This is a genomic window from uncultured Erythrobacter sp. (assembly GCF_947502395.1).
Taxonomy (GTDB): domain Bacteria; phylum Pseudomonadota; class Alphaproteobacteria; order Sphingomonadales; family Sphingomonadaceae; genus Erythrobacter.
In genome coordinates this window covers 1,255,125-1,273,052 of the sequence record NZ_CANMZM010000001.1, presented here as the reverse complement: position 1 = coordinate 1,273,052, position 17,928 = coordinate 1,255,125, and the positions used below count along the sequence as shown (strand labels likewise).

Genomic DNA, 17,928 nt, shown 5'->3' with positions numbered 1-17,928 from the left:
TGTCTCTCACCTCTCGGCTCATGACCGGAGCGTCAACGCGATCGCTTGTCAATTGGTCACGAATCTTACCGACCAAACTTGGAACAGCAACCCCCGCCAAAGAACCCGCTTCGCCGATCGCATGGAAAGTGGCAGCGGCTGCATTTGCCTGTGCGGCATTGACAGCGTGCGGAGGAGGTGGCGGTGGTGGTCCGGGTGTTGCTGCAATTCCACCAGCACCTCCAACACCGCCCCCACCGCCACCGCCTCCACCACCGCCTCCTCCTCCTCCGTCATCTTTTGATACTGCGGAATTTAGACGATCGGATGGGCCCGGATTTCACGGGGCGGAAGTGGCCTGGCTCGATGGGAGCACTGGTGCAGATGAGATTATCGCGATTGTCGACACGGGAATTGATATCGACAGCCCAGAATTTGAGGGTCGAATTCACCCCGACTCACAGGATGTAACGGGATCAGCGCGTCCAGTGGATCCTGAGGATGATCACGGAACAAATGTTGCCCTGGTTGCCGCAGGTGGGCGCGATGACATTGGCGTGCTTGGAATTGCCTTTGACGCGCAGGTATTGGCTCTTCGAGCTGATAGGCCGGGCTCGTGCGGCGAAGATACGCCGCAAGACTCGACGCTAGGCTGCGTGTTCGCTGACAGCGATATCGCGCGCGGCATAGATGTCGCAGTGGCTGCGGGGGCTGCAGTGGTCAATCTGAGCTTGGGAGGAAGCGCGGCATCACCTGAATTGCAGGATGCCGTGCGCCGTGCAGCGGATGCCGGTCTGGTGATTGTCGCCGCGGCGGGCAATGATGGACTTGGGCCAAACGAGACTGATGAGTTCACGCGCACATTGCTGGAGGCAGGCGGAGACAGTGTGATTGTCGTCGGATCGGTCGACGATAACGGTGACATCTCGAGTTTTACGAACGTCGCGGGAAGATTTGCCAACAGCTATATCTCTGCTCGTGGTGAGCGGATCTGTTGTGTCTACGACGACGGTGAGCTGTTCGTCGAGAACATCGATGGGCAGGACTTTGTGACGCTCTTCTCTGGGACGAGTTTTGCAGCCCCACAAGTAGCAGGTGCGGTTGCACTGTTGGCGCAAGCCTTTCCTAATCTCACCGGTCAAGAGATTGTCGAGTTGTTGCTCACGACAGCACGCGATGTGGGTGAGATTGGAACGGATAATATCTTCGGCACGGGTTTGCTGGATATCGCCGCGGCATTTGAACCTCAAGGCGCGACGACCGTGGCCGGGACTGGGAATGTCTTGGCGCTGGCAGACAATTTCGCAATGGGTTCGGCGGCCATGGGTGATGCGTTGAGCACAGCTTCGCTTACCACAATCGTGACCGACCGGTTTGACCGTGCTTTCACGCTGGACCTTGGCCAGAACACTAGCAATGCCCCTCAAGTTCAACGCCTGCGCGGAGCAGTGGAGCAGGGTGGGCATACGCGCGTGGCTGGTAATGATTTGCTATCGGTGGCTGTGACGGTTGGTGAAGGGCAGCGCGCAGCCGGGCTTGGCTGGGTTGAGAGCCTTCAACTGAACAGCGGAGAGGCATTCGGCGCTCGCGTGTTGGCGGGACGCGTGGCGGCGAGGATTGCGCCAGACATGCAGGTTGGATTGGCCATCGCTCAAAGCGCGTCTGGCCTGGTGGCCCAATTGCAAGGCTCAAGGCGTGGCGCATTCCAAATTGCACCCGAAGCTGGCAACGACAGCGGCTTCCTCGGCAGTAGCGAGATCGCGGTCGCCACCCGGCGTGAGATCGGTGACTGGGGCTTTACTGTATCGGCTGAGCGTGGGCGCGCATGGCTTACAGACTTCCGTAACGCAGACGATGCACGTACCGGCAGGCGCGATCGCAGACCGACCACTCGTGTTGGCCTCGCGGCGGATCGCCAATGGGCAGGATTTGACATCAATGCCGGAGCAACCCTTCTGTTAGAGCAGGACACGCTTCTTGGCGCACATTTCAACCCAGCTTTGGGATTGCAAGGGGCGCAGAGCATATTCCTGGATGGAAGGCTTTCACGATCTATCGGAAGATATTGGCAAGTGGGCGCGACCTATCGGGCAGGCTTTACCCGCCCCCTTGGCGGTTCTCTCATCGGAGCGGGTTCGCAGATCAATACGCAAGGGTGGTCTCTAGATTTGACCCGCTATGGGGTCTTCTCGCAATCCGACAGCCTTGGCCTGCGGTTTAGTCAACCCTTACGCGTAAACGGCGGCGCGTTGCAGTTTGAGCTGCCGGTTGACTATGACTACGCAACCGAGAGCGCGATTGCAGGCAGACAGTCGTTGTCGCTGACACCTTCGGGTCGTGAAGTCATTGGTGAACTTGGCTGGCGCGGGAGCCTCCCATTCGGGACGGTTTCAACCAGCGTTTATTATCGCAATCAGCCAGGGCATTTCCGCGATGCGTCAAGTGATGTAGGCGCACTGATCTCGCTTAGCTCTTACTTCTGAAGTTGATTTGGAGCGGGATGCCTTACTCCGGCATCCCCGCTTCAAGCGCGAATTCATAAGCACGATCGACCAAGGGCGCGACCCTCTCGCTCATAGACTTGGCATGGGCTGATGATGCCGTGCCATCGAGAACGCGCTTTTTGATCCCCTGCATAATCCCAGCTAGCCGGAAGAGATTGTACGCAAAGTACCACTCCATCGGGGGCACTGGGTAACCTGTGCGCGCAACATAGCGGTCAACAGCCTCCTGAACCGTGGGAATTCCAAGTGCCTCAAGATCGAGGTCGAGCAGGCCCGCCCGCCCTTCGGATGGCTGGAACCAGTTGAGCATCAGGTAAGAGAAGTCGGCAATCGGATCGCCAAGGGTGGAGAGCTCCCAATCAAGCACCGCAATGATCCGCGGTTCTGTTTTGTGAAAGATCACATTGTCGAGGCGATAGTCGCCATGGACGACCGAACTCTCATGTTGTTGCGGAATGGTCTCTGGGAGCCATTCAATCAACCGCTCCATCTTTGGCATATGCTCGGTCTCAGAGAGCTTGTATTGCTTGGACCAACGCGCGATCTGCCTGGCGCAATAGTCTGTCGGTTTGCCATAGCTGCCAAGTCCGATTTCGTCGGGCTTGTTTAGGTGCATGTCGGCAATGGTGTCGATGAGAGCGTTATAGATCGCCCGGCGTTCATCAGGTTCCATGCCGGGAAGGGCACCGTTCCACAGCGAGCGGCCATCGGCCATGCTCATGACGAAGAATTTGGAGCCAAGAACTTCTGGATCTTCGCAAAGACCATAGGTTTTTGGCACGGGGAAGCCGGTTGGATGCAGACCCTTCATCGCGGCGTATTCGCGGTCAACTGCGTGCGCGGAGGGCAGGAGTTTACCGAATGGCTGACGGCGAAGGACGTAATTGGTGGCGGTCGTTTCGATTTTATAGGTCGGGTTCGACTGGCCACCTTTGAACTTGGTATAGCTGATCGGTCCTTCAAAGCCGTCCACATTGGCTTCGAACCACGCGGTCAGAGCCTCCAGGTTGAGCTTGTCTTTGTCTGGCACCTCAATGGTGCCGACCATTTCCTTGTCGAAATCAATATCCATCAATTGTCCTCGCCGCTTCCATGGCGTTGCCTAGTAGGCGTCGCCAGTTGAGGCGACGCCTTCATTGATCACCGAGCTACGCCCATGTCGCCAGAGCTGAAGCTGCTCCCGGCATTGGCAGCCTTTGCACCGCCGCGAAGGGCGTTGGCCGTTGGTCCTTCGTTGGGAACGTGCTTACCAAATTCCATACGTGCGATGGACCGTGCGTGCACTTCATCAGGACCATCTGCGAGGCGAAGAGTGCGTTGATGCGCATAGGCATTGGCAAGGCCGTAGTCGTTCGACACGCCGCCGCCGCCGTGGGCTTGGATGGCATCGTCGATGATTTTGAGAGCCATGTTCGGTGCCTGCACCTTGATCATGGCGATCTCTTGCTTGGCTGCTTTATTGCCGACTTTGTCCATCATATCGGCCGCTTTGAGGCACAGGAGACGTGTCATATCGATGTCAATACGGGCACGCGCGACGCGCTCTTCCCAAACCGAATGCTTGTAGATTGGCTTACCAAACGCTTCTCGCTCTTGCAGACGCTTACACATCTTCTCCAGCGCCTCTTCAGCAACGCCAATGGTGCGCATGCAGTGGTGGATACGGCCTGGGCCAAGGCGCCCTTGAGCGATCTCAAACCCGCGACCTTCGCCAAGCAGCATGTTGGTGACAGGAACGCGAACATCCTTCATTTCCACTTCCATGTGGCCGTGCGGCGCATCGTCATAGCCGAACACTGGCAGGTGACGGATGATGTTCACGCCCGGCGCATCGTTTGGCATAAGCAGCATGGATTGCTGTGCATGACGGCCCGCGGATGTGTCGGTCTTACCCATCACGATGGAGACCTTACAGCGCGGATCGCCCAGACCCGACGACCACCATTTGCGGCCATTGATCACATATTCATCACCATCGCGAACAATGCTGGTTTCAATGTTGGTTGCATCTGATGAAGCGGTGAAGGGCTCTGTCATAAGGAAGGCAGAACGGATTTCGCCGTTCATAATTGGGCGCAGCCACTGTTCCTTTTGCTCAATCGTTCCGTAGCGGTGGAACACTTCCATATTGCCGGTATCAGGCGCGGAGCAGTTGAACACTTCTGAGGCCCAGCCAATGCGGCCCATTTCTTCGGCACACAGAGCATATTCGAGGTTGGTAAGACCGGGGCCTTCAAACTCAAACGTCTCTTCAACGTGGTGGTGGCCATCATTGCGCGGCGGCATGAAGAGGTTCCAAATGCCCTCTTCTTTCGCGATTGCCTTCTTGTCTTCGATAATCTGGATGACTTTCCAGCGGTCACCCTCAGCGTCCTGCGCTTTGTAGGTATCCATATTGGGGCGCACGTGCTTTTCAATGAAATTGCGCACTCGGTCGCGCCAATAGACCTGGCGTTCTGTGGGTTCAAAATCCATGGCTGGTTTACCTCTCTTATCTCGATCAAATGGGGTGAAGTTGGAAATCATCGTGGCATGGCTGAGCGGCCGCGCCAAGGTCTCATTTTTGTGAAGCTTTATACGGCGCCTTTTGTGAGGCGCTGAATGCGTGCCTCGTGTTCCTGACGAGTGATTGGGAAGCGCCACAGCCAATATGCAGAGTTTGCGAGCAATGCTGCTGTACCAAGCGCGAAGAATAGTATCAGATTGCCGATAACGGCCTCTGGTACCTCGCCAGGCTTGGCGTCCGTTGCGAACTGAATAGCGCTCAAGAACTGTCCAGTCAGGAAGATGCCTAGCCCTGTTGCGCACTTCTGGATCAACCAATTGCCTGAATAAAATGCGCCCTCAGCACGGCGGCCAGTGCGTTCGAGATAGGCCTCTACGATCTCAGCAAGCATGGACGTAGCTGAGATCAAAGTGACGATGGAAAGCGTGTTTCCGATCAGAAGCATCGCATAAAGCAGGGTAGCCGATGCAAGCGTGTCGAGCGCTGGCCAGAACCCGAAATAGAGCGCCATATAAGGAAGCAAGGTGAAGAGTGCTGTGCCTCCGGCCCCAAGCGCCGCGCTTGCTGGCTTGCCAAACCGTGTGTGCATGGGGCCAACCAAAAAGAACATCGCGAAAGCAGAGATCGCCAAAATCAACGGGTACAGGCTAAGCGCCGTGATGCTTTCAGGTAGACCTGGAATAGCAACCGTATCGAGCCGCCAGATGTATGCGGTGACATAGGGGGTGAGCGAGAAACTGATACCTTGATTGACATATGCCGTGAGAGCGCCTGCTCCGAAGATCAGGAAAGCCCGCTCTCTAAATGCCTCAAAGATCTCTTCGAAACAGGCCTTAAATGTAAATCGCTCTGGCTTTGTTTCCGGCAATCGCGCCAACACCTTGTGCTGTCCCAATGCTGAGCCCACGACTGAGATCACCATCAGGATACCGCCTACAATGGCAAAGTCGCGATACCCATCCGCGTTAAGCTGGCCGTTCTCGCCCCCAAGGAAGATTGTGTACGATAGGGTCAGCATCAAGATGCCGCCGAGCCACCCTTCGATGTAGCGGAAGCGAAAGAGTGTGGTTCGCTCGTCATAGTCGGCCGTGATCTCTGGAATAAGCGAAGCCGAGGGCACTTCACAGCACGATAGAAGGACCCGAACGACGACGGCAATTCCGAGGAGTTCCCAGAATGTCGGTACGCTCCCACCGGGCGCTGACCAAAGCACCACCCAGGCGAATGCCAGAGGTACGGGGGCTGCATAGAGCCACGGCAAACGCCTGCCCCATTTGGTGTATGTCCTGTCGGACAAATTTCCGAGGATCGGATCGATCACCGCATCGATCAGCAAGGCGCAAAGGAGGGCCAAGCTTACAAGCGAGGCATCCATTCCCATGACCTGGCTGTAGTAAAACAGCAGGAAGAACTGGAAACCAATGTCTTTCACACCGAACGCCACAGCACCGAAGCCGTGGATCAGTTTGAAACGAAGCGGAATGGGACCAGTGATGGCGCTTTGCATCAGGTGGCAGCCGCCGCTGATTTTTCAGCAGCCGCTTTGGCTTCCGCTTCCATCTTTTCAAGACCTTCAAACAAGGTCGCTTCATCGGGATCCCAGGAATGGCGCGGACCTAAAGTAATGCCACCATCAACAATGAGCGATGTGCCCGTAACGAAACTTGCTGCATCGCTGGCAAGATAAGCAACTGCTTCAGCAATATCTCCTGGCTGACCGCCGCGCTTGACCGGCTGCGCGTTCGACGACATTTGCGCAATCATCCCCTTGGCGGCCATCTTCATCTCTTCGGGCACCTCGATCGACTCAGTGAAGATGTTGGTGTTGATGAAGCCAGGCTGCACCGCGTTTACGCGGATATCGTGCTGCGCTAAGTCCGCGGCTGCACATTTGGTAAGGTGCAAAACACCCGCTTTTGCAACGGCATAGGCGGTGGGTGAATAGCCGGGGCCTACCGCAGCAACGCTTGAGACATTTACGATTGAAGCCCCTTTACGGCCCTTCATATGCGGCGCCGCATAGCGGATGCCAAAGGCGACCGATCGAAGGACCAAGTCCATCGTCCAGTCCCACTCTTCGGGCTCAATCTCATCGATGGGAGCCCGCGCTCCGCCAGCAGCGGCGTTGTTGAAGACCACATCAATCCCGCCGCTTTCGTTTGCGGCATGGTCCATCAGAACCTTTATCGAGGCTGGATCCGTGACATCGCAATGCACAAAGCGGACATCGCCGTCAGCTTCGGCAGCCAGTTTCGCACCGCCATCGCTATCAATGTCGCTGGCGAACACCACCGCCCCTTCGCGGGCAAAGAGCCTTGCGCTTTCAGCACCGATCCCAGAAGCGGCGCCGGTCACGACCACGGTCTTTCCCGAGAATCGCATGGTTGACTTTCCTCTCTCAATCTCAATTTGCAACCTAACGGAAGTGACCGGGTCGTCAACGCTAGTGAAGGTGACGTTACGGCAAACGGCTCTTCTTGCATTTCGCGTCGAACGAAGCTTGCGGCAAGAGCACAAATGACCATAACGTAAGCGTCAAGCCTTAGAACTCATTTGAGAGGAGTCGGCATGTCCGATTTGGAGAACTTCCGCCAAGAAACCCGCACATGGCTCGAGGCGAATTGCCCGCAAGAAATGCGTCAGCCCGTTCGCGATGATGGCGATGTCTATTGGGGGGGGCGCAACGCTACCTTCCAAAGCGATGCCCAAAAGGCATGGTTCGAGGCTGCCCGTGACAAGGGCTACACCGTTCCATCATGGCCCAAGGAGTATGGCGGTGCTGGTCTTAGCGCACCCGAAGCGAAGGTTTTGCGCCAGGAAATGGCTCGCATCGGAGCTCGTCCACCGCTTTCCAGCTTTGGCATCTGGATGCTTGGCCCAGCGCTTTTGAAATTTGGTACAGAAGGCCAGAAAAAGCGCTTCCTCAATGAGATCGCCCGCGGCGAAATTCGCTGGTGTCAGGGATATTCAGAGCCGGGCTCAGGCTCTGACCTCGTCTCGATGCAGACTTACGGCGAAGACAAAGGCGATCATTGGATCGTCAATGGCCAGAAAATCTGGACCTCTTATGCAGACAAAGCCGATTGGATTTTCTGCCTTGTGCGGACCAACAAGGAAGACAAATACAAGGGCATCACTTTCATGCTCTTTGATATGACGGGCGATGGCGTATCGACCAAGCCGATCCTCCTCATCAGTGGCAACAGCCCATTCTGTGAGACTTTCTTTGACAATGTCAGCGTCCCCAAAAGCTATGGCGAAGATTGCCCGGGCTTTGTGGGTGAGATCAATCGCGGCTGGGATGTTGCGAAGTACCTCTTGGGTCACGAGCGTGAGATGATCTCTGGTATGGGTGGCGGCGAACGCACCACCGCAATCGGCACCGCGATGAAGCGTCACGCTGGCAAAACCGGTGATGAGATCGACGCGGTTCTTCGTAGTGAAATGGCATTGTTCGACGTGGATGCACTGGCGTTTACCGCCATGGCCGAGAAGTTCATGGACGAGATGAAGGCTGGCAAAGGCCATCCGGCACTGCCCAACATGATGAAATACGTCGGAACCGAGATCAACAAGCGCCGCCATGAGCTTATGATGAGCGCTGGTGGTTCGCGTGCTCTTGAATGGGAAAGCGAAGAGACACGTGGTGGTAAAGCACCTCGCGATTGGCTGCGTACCAAAGCGAACTCGATTGAAGGCGGCACTTCGGAAGTGATGCTCAACGTCATTTCGAAGCGCATCCTCGAATTGCCAGGCGGCTAAGCATAATGACATTGGATGCCCCTTTTCCCTACATCCTGCGGGGTGGGGAAGGGCGGTATAGGAGACAAAACAATGCCTCTGTTTCACACAGAAGATCAGGCGATGCTCGCCGACAGCGCCTCCGGCTTCATGGCCGAAGAAGGCAACATCAATAAACAACTGCGCCATTGGCGTGATCGCGATTGCCCGGATGGGTTTGGTCATGCGCTTTGGAAGCAAATGGCTGAGATGGGCTTTACCGGTATGCTCGTTGCCGAGGATGACGGCGGGCTTGGCATGGGCCATGTCGAGGCTGGCATCGTGCTCGAAGAGATCGGCCGCAATCTGACACCTTCGCCATTTCTGACCTCGTCTGTATTGGCGGCGACTGCGCTCGGCCATGGGTCTTCCGATCTCAAAGGTCGTTACTTGCCTGGCCTTATCGAAGGCGATAGCGTCTTTGCCGTAGCAATTGACGAAACCGCAAAGCACCGCCCAAGTCGGATTTCGACCAAGGCGGAAAAATCGGGCAACGGCTTCAAGCTCTCGGGTTCCAAGAGTTTCGTCATCCAAGGCGCAAGCTCGGATATGATCGTGGTGGCTGCGCGCACAAGTGGCTCGGACGAAGACGAGGACGGCATCACTCTCTTTGCCGTTCCTAAGGACGCGAGCGGCATGCACCAAGACCCGGTTCGCCTGGTCGATAGTGCGATGGCGAGCCACATCAAATTTGACGGCGTCGAGCTTGATGGTGATGCGGTCATCGGTGAGGTCGATGGCGGACGCGAGATCCTCAACGCTATGCTCGCCGCAGGCCGTGTAGGCGTGGCTGCTGAAGGCGTAGGCGTTGCACAAGGCGCGATGGATATGACCGTCGACTACCTCAAACAGCGCAAGCAGTTCGGCAAGTTGATCGGGGAGTTCCAATCGCTCCAGCACCGGGCAGCCCACCTCTACTCCGAGGTCGAAATCGCCCGGGCTGTCACGATCAAGGCCCAGCAATTGCTCGACGAAGGCGCGCCATCGGCGGACCTTATGACGAGCGTAGCCAAATCCAAGGTTGCCAAGGCTGCAGGCCTTGCGGTCAAGGAAGGCGTGCAAATGCACGGCGGCATCGGGATGACCGACGAATACGATATCGGCCTGTATATGAAACGCGACCGCGCGCTCGCCGAGTTCCTTGGCGATGCGTACTTCCACGCCAACCGCGTGGCGGAACTCAGCGGCTACTAAGAGAGAGAATACAACATGGATATCAATTCACTTTTCAGCCTTGAGGGGCGCGTCGCACTCGTCACCGGCGGTTCGCGCGGCATCGGCAAGATGATCGTCGAAGGGCTCCTCGCTGCTGGCGCTGAGCGTGTTTACATCTGCGCACGTAAAAAAGAGCAGGTCGATGCGACCACCGCTGAGCTTGGCGATAAAGTGATCGGCCTAGTCGCTGATCTTAGTCAGATGGACGGCATTCAAACGCTCGCCGATGAGATAGCATCGCGCGAAGACAAGCTCGACATTCTCGTGAATAATGCTGGCGCTGCTTGGGGCGAACCGTTCACCGAATTCAGTGAAGCGGGCTGGCACCGTACGATGGATCTGAACGTAAAAACTCCGTTTTTCCTGACCCAGAGATTGCACGGTCTTTTGAAGGCGGCTGGTACTGCTGAGCGTCCTGCGAAGGTCCTCATGATTGCTTCGATCGACGGGATGAAGTCGAACCCTTGGCCGACCTATCCCTATCAGGCATCCAAGGCTGGCTTGATCCACTTGACCCGCCGGATGGCCGCCGAGCTTGTGAACGACAATATCATCGTCAACGGTATCGGCCCAGGCGCATTCCCAAGCGACATGAATAAGGCGGCGCGTGACAACGAAAAATTGGTCGAACGCGGCATCCCATCAAAGCGCGTTGGCGATACGATGGATATGGCGGGCGGTGCGATCTACCTGCTCAGCCGCGCAGGCGATTACGTTGTGGGTACAACCATCGCAATCGATGGTGGCGTGGTGAACGCCAACGTCGGCGCAGGAAACTTCGTCGACCCATCCGGCGAGTAGTCTGGCCGCCTGCACCGGCAGCAAGTCTTGAAAACACTGAAGGACGAAGGCATTTGGAAATGCTCGAATAACGCCTTTTCCCATATTATGAAAAGCCCCGCCGACCAGCGGGGCTTTCTACTTGGAAAGATAGAACGATAGTCAATGTGGTCCAGCAGAGCTTGCCGCTGTGAGGCAAGTGCGTTCCTAGCCCTGGCCCGAACGCAATTTCTCTCCAAACGTTGTAACGGCAACCCCATTTCCAACGAAACATGTTCAAGAGCTTTCACAAGTTTCACAAGAAGGAGAGTGCCCCGTGCCAATGCCCAAACGTCGTCGCCTAATGATCACTCTGGGCGCGCTTGGCCTGAGCGGGGCCGCCTATCAAATGGCCTTGGCTCAAGAGGTTCAGCCTTCTCCTGGACTCAGCGGTGAGGCAGCATCTCCGGAGAGTGATGGTTCGGCCGCGATCTCACCTGAGAACCAGGCTTCGCTAGACATGATTGGCGAAGTCATCGGTGCACTTGACGGTGAGGCCGAGCGCAATGGCAACAATTGGCAGTTCACCGTCGAAGAGCGGATGTTGATTGTGGTGACCGATGCAAGCGCTGGCCGGATGAGGATCATCACCCCGATCGCGGAAGCCAGCGCACTTCCTCCGCAAGCGCTCGAACGGTTGATGCAGGCCAATTTCGATACCGCGCTGGATGCGCGATATGCGATTGGTCAGGGCGTTGTGTGGGGCGCGTTCGTCCACCCGCTCGACAGCCTGACAACACGCGACTTTGCTTCAGGCGTGCTTCAGACCAAATCGCTCGCCGACACCTTTGGTACGACCTTCACAAGCGGTGTTCTCAACTACGGTGGCGGCGACAGCGGCGCGATTTTGGAGAACCAGTTGAATGAACTGCTTGAGCAATTAGAACGCCGGCAGACGACTTGAGGTAAGGCCCGAAGTCTCAGTGCATTGAAATAAACTGCGCCGCCTCATTCACTCCCGCGTTGATATTTCTCCGCGTTCGCCCGCTGAGACGATGTGAAGGTCCATCCCGACGGCCCATCGGCGTTGAAATCCGCGCCAATGGCTATCCTGCTTTTCGCCAGCCAAGGTGCCGTTCAGGTGTTCGTTGAAACCTATCGGCCATTCGCTTTCGTTTGAGTCGGTTGTCGGCACATCAAGGTATGCGGCAGCCTCCGCGCGCCCCTTGAGTTTCCAATCGAGGAACGATGTAACAAAGTGCTGATTGATCGCGTTCAACCGGTCGGTGCGCCAGACAGGTTCGCGCAGGAATTCAGTCGCACTGAAGGGAACGTCAGGCCCAACGTCAAATTGGTTGCCAGCGATGTTGTGGCGAGCCTCGCGATAGACCAAGAGATAGCGGTCGCTGTTCACCATATTGTTGAACAACCAACTCACACCCTGATCGAAGTTTACGATATCGTCCTGATCTCCCGAGATAATCAGCGTCGGCACCTCAAGCTCTGCCAGTGACCGTTGAGACCAAGCGCGGTTGTCAGGTTGACCACCCCACGGCGCAAGAGCAACCAAGGCGTCGATATCGAGCTCAGTTGCCTCAGCCTCAGCCATGCGTTCGATTGAAGCTGTGGGGAGGTTGGAGAGCGGGCCCTCGTCAGTCCTGTATGAAGCGCCTGCTGTGGTAATTGCGCCATATCCGCCCATCGAATACCCGATCACCCCGATCTTTCCGACATCGATCAAGGTGGGATAGCCAAGCTGCGCCGTATTTGCATTTGTGACGAGTTGTTCGAGCACTTGAAGCTGATCGACCGTACGATCGGCAAGCACGTTTCCAAATGAGACGATAAAGCTTGCGGGGCTGTCTACGGGCATGTCGTCATGATCGATGGAGGCCGTGACATAACCGCGCGTCGCGAGGTGCTCAGCGAGGTTGCTCAGCTGCGTGTTCCAGCCTCCGAAGCCATGAGAAATCAAGACCAATGGGTACTTCTCACCGGTCGCCGCTTCGGCATCTGGTCGGGCGATGCTTTGGCTGACAATCTCAAAGGGGGCTAGTCTCGGCATTTCCATCAGGTGGGCGAGCGGTTGGGGGTCTTCGCCGGTGCCAGGGACTGCAGGATACCAGATTCGAACCTGGATCGAGCGATCAACCGGTTCAAGATTGCCTGTAACAAGGCTCGTGCCCGTGATTGCGCTTCGGTTGGCAAGTTCAAAAGAAACCTCAACCGTGCCGATTGCATAGGAGCCGTGTCGGCCAAGTTCGGGAGCTTCTCCGGTCTGCCCGGGATGGATTGTTGGCGCGACGACATAGGCACCGCCGCCAACTACAATCGCGGTAAGGCCCAACGCGCCAGCTAAGAGATATCGCTTTTTCATTTAGTGTCTCCTCGCAGCCAGATGTCTATTTGCAGGCAGGCAACACCGCTGCACTTGGGTCGACAACAGATCCAAAGCTACCCCATCAATTCGCGCACAAACGGGATCAGCCCCGTCTGCCGTTTCCGCCGCATTCTTTCTGCGTGGAGGATTTCGCACACTTGCGCAAAGCAGCCCTCCATATCGTCATTGACCACGACATAGTCGTATTCGGCCCAGTGGCTGATTTCATCGCGTGCGCGCTCCATGCGACCATCAATCACTTTGGCCGAATCTTGCGCGCGGTTTTCCAAACGGCGGCGCAATTCAGTGAGGCTGGGAGGAAGTACGAAGACGGTAACGACGTCTTGATCATCCTTCTGTTTCAGCTGCTGCGTGCCTTGCCAGTCGATGTCGAAGAGGTAATCCTGCCCGCGCTTCAACCCTTCGCGGATCGCACCTTTCGGTGTGCCATAGCGATGGTCAAATACTGGCGCCCATTCGTAGAAATCGTCTTTTTCAACCATCCGATCGAACTCTGCGTCCGAAATAAAGTAATAGTCCTTACCATCCACTTCACCAGGGCGAGGCGGCCGTGTTGTGGCGGATACAGAAAGCCGAATATCCTCATCCTTGGCCAGCAATTCGCGCGACAAGGTGGTCTTGCCAGCGCCCGAAGGCGAGGAGAGTATGAACAGGAGGCCGCGGCGGGCGAGTTTATCGTTGCTCTTGTCGTCGCTCATAGGTCCCGATGCGCTTGGCTGGCGCTGAAATCAAGACCTCCAAGCAGGTTATCGCGAGCCTATCGTCTGCGCTTGCGTCTTTCGCGCACCGCTTTGCCACGGTCATAGAGTGATTTTGCCAGAAGCCCTCCAGCCACAAGCCCAAGTCCCGCCCGCGAGCGCTTGGCGAGACGCGCTGCGCCATAAAGGCCCACCGAGGTTAGGAGTGAGCGCCCATCGACCGCGTCGGCTTGATCGGCTTTGCGTTTTTCTATGACGGCCTTGGAGATATCTGCCTGAACCTTGCCACGCATCCGGTCTGCAACGCCCCGCAACACGATCTCGGCAATAGCGAGATTTACCGCTGTTCCGGCAGTTGGAGCAGGGGGGAGTTTGCCTTTAGAGGGCTTGGCGTTGGACGCACCCCCCTGGTGATCGGGTGCACTTGCGTCACGATCGCTCGATTGGCCCTGGGATGGCGAGGTCATTGGACCCAGCTTGCCTATTTCTTGCGCCCAAAATCAACCGTCACAACGTTGGAGCCATCGCTGTCATCGGGCTCCTCGCCGATTGCGCTTTCGGCTGTATCGCTGCCAAGCTCGGCATCGTTCTCGGCAAGATCGTGCTCTTCGTGCTCGAGATCGGAAACTGACGCCTGAAATTGAAGGCCAAAATCGACCGCCGGATCGACGAATGCCGTTATCGCAGCAAACGGAATCTCGAGCTTGGCCGGAATTTGATTGAAGGACAGCCCTACAGTGAAGCCGTCGTCCCGCACTTCCAAATCCCAGAATTTGTTCTGGAGTACGATGGTCATCTCATCGGGGAAGCGTTCGCGAAGGTGATCGGGGATCGATACGCCGGTCGCACCTGTCTTGAAGGTGATGTAAAAGTGATGATTGCCGGGCAGTTCACTGCCACCGCGCACAATTTCACCGAGCACGCGCCCGACCACAGCGCGGAGCGCTTCCTGCACGATCTCGTCATACGGGATCAGGCTATCGGGTGTATCTTCTGTCATCACGTTGACTAGTGGTGACGAGAGGCGGGAGCCGGGTCAAGCATTTCGTGCGCGATTCGCCTCATAATCGGCGGGATAACTACAAACCGATGCTGCTCATGGTCCAATCGCTTGCAAGCCTTGAGGGCACGGTTATAGGCTTTCTCTCATGAGCACAGGCACACGCATCGGCAAAGTTGAGCGCAACACCGCTGAAACCTCCATCCTGATTAAAGTCGATCTGGATGGGACCGGGGCCTATGATGTTTCGACCGGAATTGGCTTTCTGGATCATATGGTTGAGCAGTTTTCCAAACACTCACTTATCGATGTAACGATGAAGGTCGAAGGCGATTTGCACGTTGACCAGCATCACACGACCGAAGATTCGGCGATTGCCCTGGGGCAGGCGCTTTTGGATGCACTGGGAGATAAGGCTGGGATTGGCCGTTATGGCAGCGCCTATTCGCCCATGGATGAAACGCTGAGCCGTGTGGCGTTGGATATCTCCGGGCGGCCTTATTGTGTTTGGAACGCGAAGTTTTCTCAGGAAAAACTGGGCGAATGGGACACAGAGTTGATCCAGCATTGGTTTGAGAGCATCGCGCAATCAGCAGGTCTGACATTGCATTGCGAGCTGCTCTACGGCCAAAACAACCACCATATTTGTGAGAGCCTATACAAAGGCTTTGCACGCGCCATGCGCATTGCGGTCGAGCGTGATCCTCGCAAAGGTGAAGCAATCCCAAGCACGAAGGGGCAGCTTGGTGGTTAGGAAAACGCCTCTCGGTCGCGCTGCGATCGCAAGGCCGATCGGCCGCCCGCAGCGGGGGCAGTTTGTATGCCCGTCTAGCGAGGACGCGCGCCCGGATGGGCGCGCGCAAAGTAAAAATGACTAATACCGTCGCCCTGATTGATTACGGGGCAGGCAATCTCCATTCGGTGCACAATGCTCTTAGAGCGGTCGGTGCCAATGTCACCGTAACGGCCGATGCCGATATGGTGCGCGGGGCGGACCGGATTGTCCTGCCGGGCGTTGGCGCGTTCAAGGCGTGCGCTGATGGGCTGCGCGCGGTCCCTGGGATGATCGAGGCGCTGGAAGAGCGTGTTCGCCTTGGCGGCGCGCCTTTCCTTGGTATCTGTGTGGGCATGCAATTGCTTGCGACCCGCGGGCTGGAACACGGCAGCCACGAAGGGCTCGATTGGATTCCGGGGGAGGTCAAACTGATCACCCCGCATGATCCTGCAATCAAAATCCCGCACATGGGCTGGAATGATGTTGCGCTTATGCCCCATGCGAAGAACCACGAGGTTGTGGAGGCGGGTGAAGCGTATTTCCTTCACTCCTATCATTTTTTCGCTGATGACCCCTATCATGTCGCGGCTCTTACCGATCATGGAGAAGGGCTTGTCGCTGCTGTCACCAGAGGTAATATTTGCGGCGTTCAATATCACCCTGAGAAGAGCCAAGATTATGGGCTGGCAACCCTCACACGTTTTCTGGAGTGGAAGCCATGATCGTATTTCCAGCCATTGACCTTAAAGGCGGCGAAGTCGTACGCCTTGCCGAGGGCGATATGGAACGCGCCACAATCTATGGTGACGACCCAGCCGCCCAAGCAATGATCTTTGCCGAAAGCGGGGCAGAGCATTTGCATGTGGTGGACTTGGACGGTTCATTCGCAGGCGAAGCGCGCAATGTCGAAGCGGTGAAGTCGATCATCGAACGCTTCCCCGGCTATGTGCAATTGGGAGGAGGCATCCGCGATGCAGCGGCGGTTGAAGCTTGGTTCAATCTTGGTGTGGCCCGCATCGTGATGGGTTCAGCGGCATTGAAAGACCCCGAATTCGTCAAAGAAATGGCCCGCGAATGGGAAGGCGGCATTGTTGTGGCTGTGGATGCCAAAGATGGCATGGTTGCGACCGAGGGCTGGGCGGAAGTGTCCGATGTGCCGGTGGCGGACTTGGCGCGCCGGTTTGAAGATGCAGGCGTTGCCTCATTGCTCTTCACCGACATTGGCCGCGATGGTCTCCTCAAAGGTGTCAACATTGATGCAACGGTGGAGCTTGCACAGCGCGTTGACATTCCCGTCATCGCCAGCGGCGGGGTGAAGGGCATCTCCGACATCCACATCCTATCGATCCAAGCGCACCTTGGCATCGAAGGCGTGATTACCGGGCGGGCGCTTTATGAGGGCAAGCTTGATTTGGCCGCAGCAATCCAAATGGGAGCGCGGGAGTGACCGTCCGCATCCGCGTCATACCCTGTCTCGACGTTGCCGATGGACGCGTCGTCAAAGGCGTGAACTTCGTCGATCTCAAAGACGCTGGCGATCCGGTGGAGCAAGCGCGCGCCTATGATGCAGCGGGGGCGGATGAGCTTTGCTTCCTCGATATCTCCGCAAGCCACGAAGGGCGCGGGACGTTGCTTGATATCGTCAAACGCACAGCAGAGGTCTGTTTTATGCCTCTCACCGTTGGTGGCGGGGTGCGATCGCCCGAGGATGCGCGTGCACTTTTGCTCGCAGGCGCAGACAAGGTTGCGATCAATTCAGCGGCCGTCGCTCGGCCTGAGCTGGTGAGCGAAATTGCCGCCAAGTTCGGCAGTCAATGCGTTGTGGCGAGTGTCGATGCTCGAAGAGTGACCGAACCAAGCTCCGTTCGCCCTGAGCCTGTCGAAGGGCGCTCTCAGCTATCTGACCAAGGTTTGCGTGCTTCGACAAGCTCAGCACGAACGGATGTGGGTAAATGGGAAATCTTCACCCATGGCGGTCGCAAACCCACCGGGATTGATGCGGTCGAATACGCGAGGCACGTCGCTGAGCTTGGAGCGGGCGAATTGCTTGTGACCAGCATGGACGGCGACGGGACGCAAGCGGGTTATGACCTTGAGCTAACCCGCACCATTGCGGACGCGGTCTCGATTCCTGTCGTCGCCAGCGGTGGTGTTGGCAATCTCGATCACCTCGTGGACGGCGTGACCAAAGGCGGAGCAAGCGCGGTTTTAGCCGCCTCAATTTTCCACTTCGGCACGCACTCGATCGCAGAAGCGCACGCAGCGCTACGGAATGCGGGCTTGCCCGCGCGCAGCACTTGAGTGAAGAGAG

The 17,928-nt window shown here is 56.8% G+C and carries 17 protein-coding genes; 9 read left to right on the top strand and 8 right to left on the bottom strand.

From position 1 onward, the window contains the following. Positions 1–332 precede the first annotated feature (332 nt). Positions 333–2,462: a S8 family peptidase gene (locus tag Q0778_RS05880; protein WP_298334709.1), complete on the top strand. Its 2,130-nt coding sequence runs from the start codon at positions 333–335 to the stop codon at positions 2,460–2,462. Positions 2,463–2,484: 22 nt separating this feature from the next. Here the strand turns inward: Q0778_RS05880 and Q0778_RS05875 are convergent, their stop codons facing one another. The 4 genes from Q0778_RS05875 to Q0778_RS05860 form a co-directional block, all read right to left on the bottom strand. Then, a complete protein-coding gene (locus Q0778_RS05875) occupies positions 2,485–3,555 on the bottom strand; it encodes a phosphotransferase family protein (RefSeq protein WP_298334707.1) in 1,071 nt (356 codons plus the stop codon). Between the two features lie 68 nt (positions 3,556–3,623). Further along, on the bottom strand, positions 3,624–4,958 hold the full coding sequence (locus Q0778_RS05870) for an acyl-CoA dehydrogenase family protein (RefSeq protein ID WP_298334705.1): 1,335 nt from the start codon (positions 4,956–4,958) through the stop codon (positions 3,624–3,626). Positions 4,959–5,056: 98 nt separating this feature from the next. Next, complete coding sequence (locus Q0778_RS05865; protein WP_298334703.1) at positions 5,057–6,496, bottom strand: MFS transporter; 1,440 nt, start codon at positions 6,494–6,496, stop codon at positions 5,057–5,059. After that, positions 6,496–7,371, bottom strand: a complete 876-nt coding sequence (locus Q0778_RS05860; RefSeq protein ID WP_298334701.1) for a glucose 1-dehydrogenase — start codon at positions 7,369–7,371, stop codon at positions 6,496–6,498. Before Q0778_RS05860 ends, Q0778_RS05865 begins: the two co-directional genes overlap by 1 nt. A 186-nt stretch (positions 7,372–7,557) precedes the next feature. Here Q0778_RS05860 and Q0778_RS05855 point away from each other — a divergent pair, with 186 nt between their 5' ends. From Q0778_RS05855 to Q0778_RS05840, 4 genes are all read left to right on the top strand, one after another. Beyond that, positions 7,558–8,751: an acyl-CoA dehydrogenase family protein gene (locus Q0778_RS05855; protein WP_298334699.1), complete on the top strand. Its 1,194-nt coding sequence runs from the start codon at positions 7,558–7,560 to the stop codon at positions 8,749–8,751. A 72-nt stretch (positions 8,752–8,823) separates the two neighbouring features. After that, positions 8,824–9,963, top strand: coding sequence for an acyl-CoA dehydrogenase (locus Q0778_RS05850; RefSeq protein WP_298309001.1), 1,140 nt, complete (start codon positions 8,824–8,826; stop codon positions 9,961–9,963). Between the two features lie 15 nt (positions 9,964–9,978). After that, positions 9,979–10,785 (top strand): SDR family NAD(P)-dependent oxidoreductase, encoded by an 807-nt coding sequence (locus Q0778_RS05845; protein WP_298309003.1) that lies wholly within the window; start codon positions 9,979–9,981, stop codon positions 10,783–10,785. Between the two features lie 301 nt (positions 10,786–11,086). Next, the gene (locus Q0778_RS05840) at positions 11,087–11,707 is read left to right on the top strand and encodes a hypothetical protein (protein WP_298334697.1); all 621 of its coding nucleotides are present in this window, start codon (positions 11,087–11,089) and stop codon (positions 11,705–11,707) included. Positions 11,708–11,755: 48 nt separating this feature from the next. Here Q0778_RS05840 and Q0778_RS05835 read toward each other — a convergent pair whose 3' ends face one another. From Q0778_RS05835 to Q0778_RS05820, 4 genes are all read right to left on the bottom strand, one after another. Further along, positions 11,756–13,120, bottom strand: a complete 1,365-nt coding sequence (locus Q0778_RS05835; RefSeq protein ID WP_298334695.1) for a dienelactone hydrolase family protein — start codon at positions 13,118–13,120, stop codon at positions 11,756–11,758. Positions 13,121–13,197: 77 nt separating this feature from the next. Beyond that, positions 13,198–13,842, bottom strand: a complete 645-nt coding sequence (gmk, locus tag Q0778_RS05830; RefSeq protein WP_298309012.1) for a guanylate kinase — start codon at positions 13,840–13,842, stop codon at positions 13,198–13,200. Between the two features lie 59 nt (positions 13,843–13,901). Then, complete coding sequence (locus Q0778_RS05825) at positions 13,902–14,309, bottom strand: hypothetical protein (protein ID WP_298334692.1); 408 nt, start codon at positions 14,307–14,309, stop codon at positions 13,902–13,904. A gap of 14 nt (positions 14,310–14,323) precedes the next feature. Continuing rightward, positions 14,324–14,842, bottom strand: a complete 519-nt coding sequence (locus Q0778_RS05820; protein ID WP_298309022.1) for a ClpXP protease specificity-enhancing factor SspB — start codon at positions 14,840–14,842, stop codon at positions 14,324–14,326. 148 nt (positions 14,843–14,990) lie between these two features. On the opposite strand from Q0778_RS05820, the gene hisB reads away from it, so the two are divergent. The 4 genes from hisB to hisF all read left to right on the top strand — a co-directional run bounded on the left by hisB (position 14,991) and on the right by hisF (position 17,918). Then, entirely contained in the window at positions 14,991–15,596 is a 606-nt protein-coding gene (gene hisB, locus Q0778_RS05815; RefSeq protein WP_298309025.1) for an imidazoleglycerol-phosphate dehydratase HisB, read from the top strand. A gap of 116 nt (positions 15,597–15,712) precedes the next feature. Next, positions 15,713–16,339, top strand: a complete 627-nt coding sequence (gene hisH / locus Q0778_RS05810) for an imidazole glycerol phosphate synthase subunit HisH (RefSeq protein ID WP_298334690.1) — start codon at positions 15,713–15,715, stop codon at positions 16,337–16,339. Further along, positions 16,336–17,064, top strand: a complete 729-nt coding sequence (hisA, locus tag Q0778_RS05805; RefSeq protein WP_298334688.1) for a 1-(5-phosphoribosyl)-5-[(5-phosphoribosylamino)methylideneamino]imidazole-4-carboxamide isomerase — start codon at positions 16,336–16,338, stop codon at positions 17,062–17,064. Before hisH ends, hisA begins: the two co-directional genes overlap by 4 nt. Continuing rightward, positions 17,061–17,918 (top strand): imidazole glycerol phosphate synthase subunit HisF, encoded by an 858-nt coding sequence (gene hisF / locus Q0778_RS05800; protein WP_298334686.1) that lies wholly within the window; start codon positions 17,061–17,063, stop codon positions 17,916–17,918. Before hisA ends, hisF begins: the two co-directional genes overlap by 4 nt. Positions 17,919–17,928: the final 10 nt, after the last annotated feature.

Bases quoted from the DNA above. Each gene is read 5' to 3' on its own strand.
- hisA (WP_298334688.1), top strand. From the start codon at position 16,336: ATGATCGTATTTCCAGCCATTGACCTTAAAGGCGGCGAAGTCGTACGC.
- Q0778_RS05820 (WP_298309022.1), bottom strand. From the start codon at position 14,842: ATGACAGAAGATACACCCGATAGCCTGATCCCGTATGACGAGATCGTG.
- Q0778_RS05860 (WP_298334701.1), bottom strand. From the start codon at position 7,371: ATGCGATTCTCGGGAAAGACCGTGGTCGTGACCGGCGCCGCTTCTGGG.
- hisH (WP_298334690.1), top strand. From the start codon at position 15,713: ATGACTAATACCGTCGCCCTGATTGATTACGGGGCAGGCAATCTCCAT.
- Q0778_RS05835 (WP_298334695.1), bottom strand. From the start codon at position 13,120: ATGAAAAAGCGATATCTCTTAGCTGGCGCGTTGGGCCTTACCGCGATT.
- Q0778_RS05840 (WP_298334697.1), top strand. From the start codon at position 11,087: ATGCCCAAACGTCGTCGCCTAATGATCACTCTGGGCGCGCTTGGCCTG.
- Q0778_RS05825 (WP_298334692.1), bottom strand. From the start codon at position 14,309: ATGACCTCGCCATCCCAGGGCCAATCGAGCGATCGTGACGCAAGTGCA.
- Q0778_RS05870 (WP_298334705.1), bottom strand. From the start codon at position 4,958: ATGGATTTTGAACCCACAGAACGCCAGGTCTATTGGCGCGACCGAGTG.
- hisB (WP_298309025.1), top strand. From the start codon at position 14,991: ATGAGCACAGGCACACGCATCGGCAAAGTTGAGCGCAACACCGCTGAA.
- Q0778_RS05865 (WP_298334703.1), bottom strand. From the start codon at position 6,496: ATGCAAAGCGCCATCACTGGTCCCATTCCGCTTCGTTTCAAACTGATC.
- Q0778_RS05875 (WP_298334707.1), bottom strand. From the start codon at position 3,555: ATGGATATTGATTTCGACAAGGAAATGGTCGGCACCATTGAGGTGCCA.
- Q0778_RS05845 (WP_298309003.1), top strand. From the start codon at position 9,979: ATGGATATCAATTCACTTTTCAGCCTTGAGGGGCGCGTCGCACTCGTC.
- gmk (WP_298309012.1), bottom strand. From the start codon at position 13,842: ATGAGCGACGACAAGAGCAACGATAAACTCGCCCGCCGCGGCCTCCTG.
- Q0778_RS05855 (WP_298334699.1), top strand. From the start codon at position 7,558: ATGTCCGATTTGGAGAACTTCCGCCAAGAAACCCGCACATGGCTCGAG.
- Q0778_RS05850 (WP_298309001.1), top strand. From the start codon at position 8,824: ATGCCTCTGTTTCACACAGAAGATCAGGCGATGCTCGCCGACAGCGCC.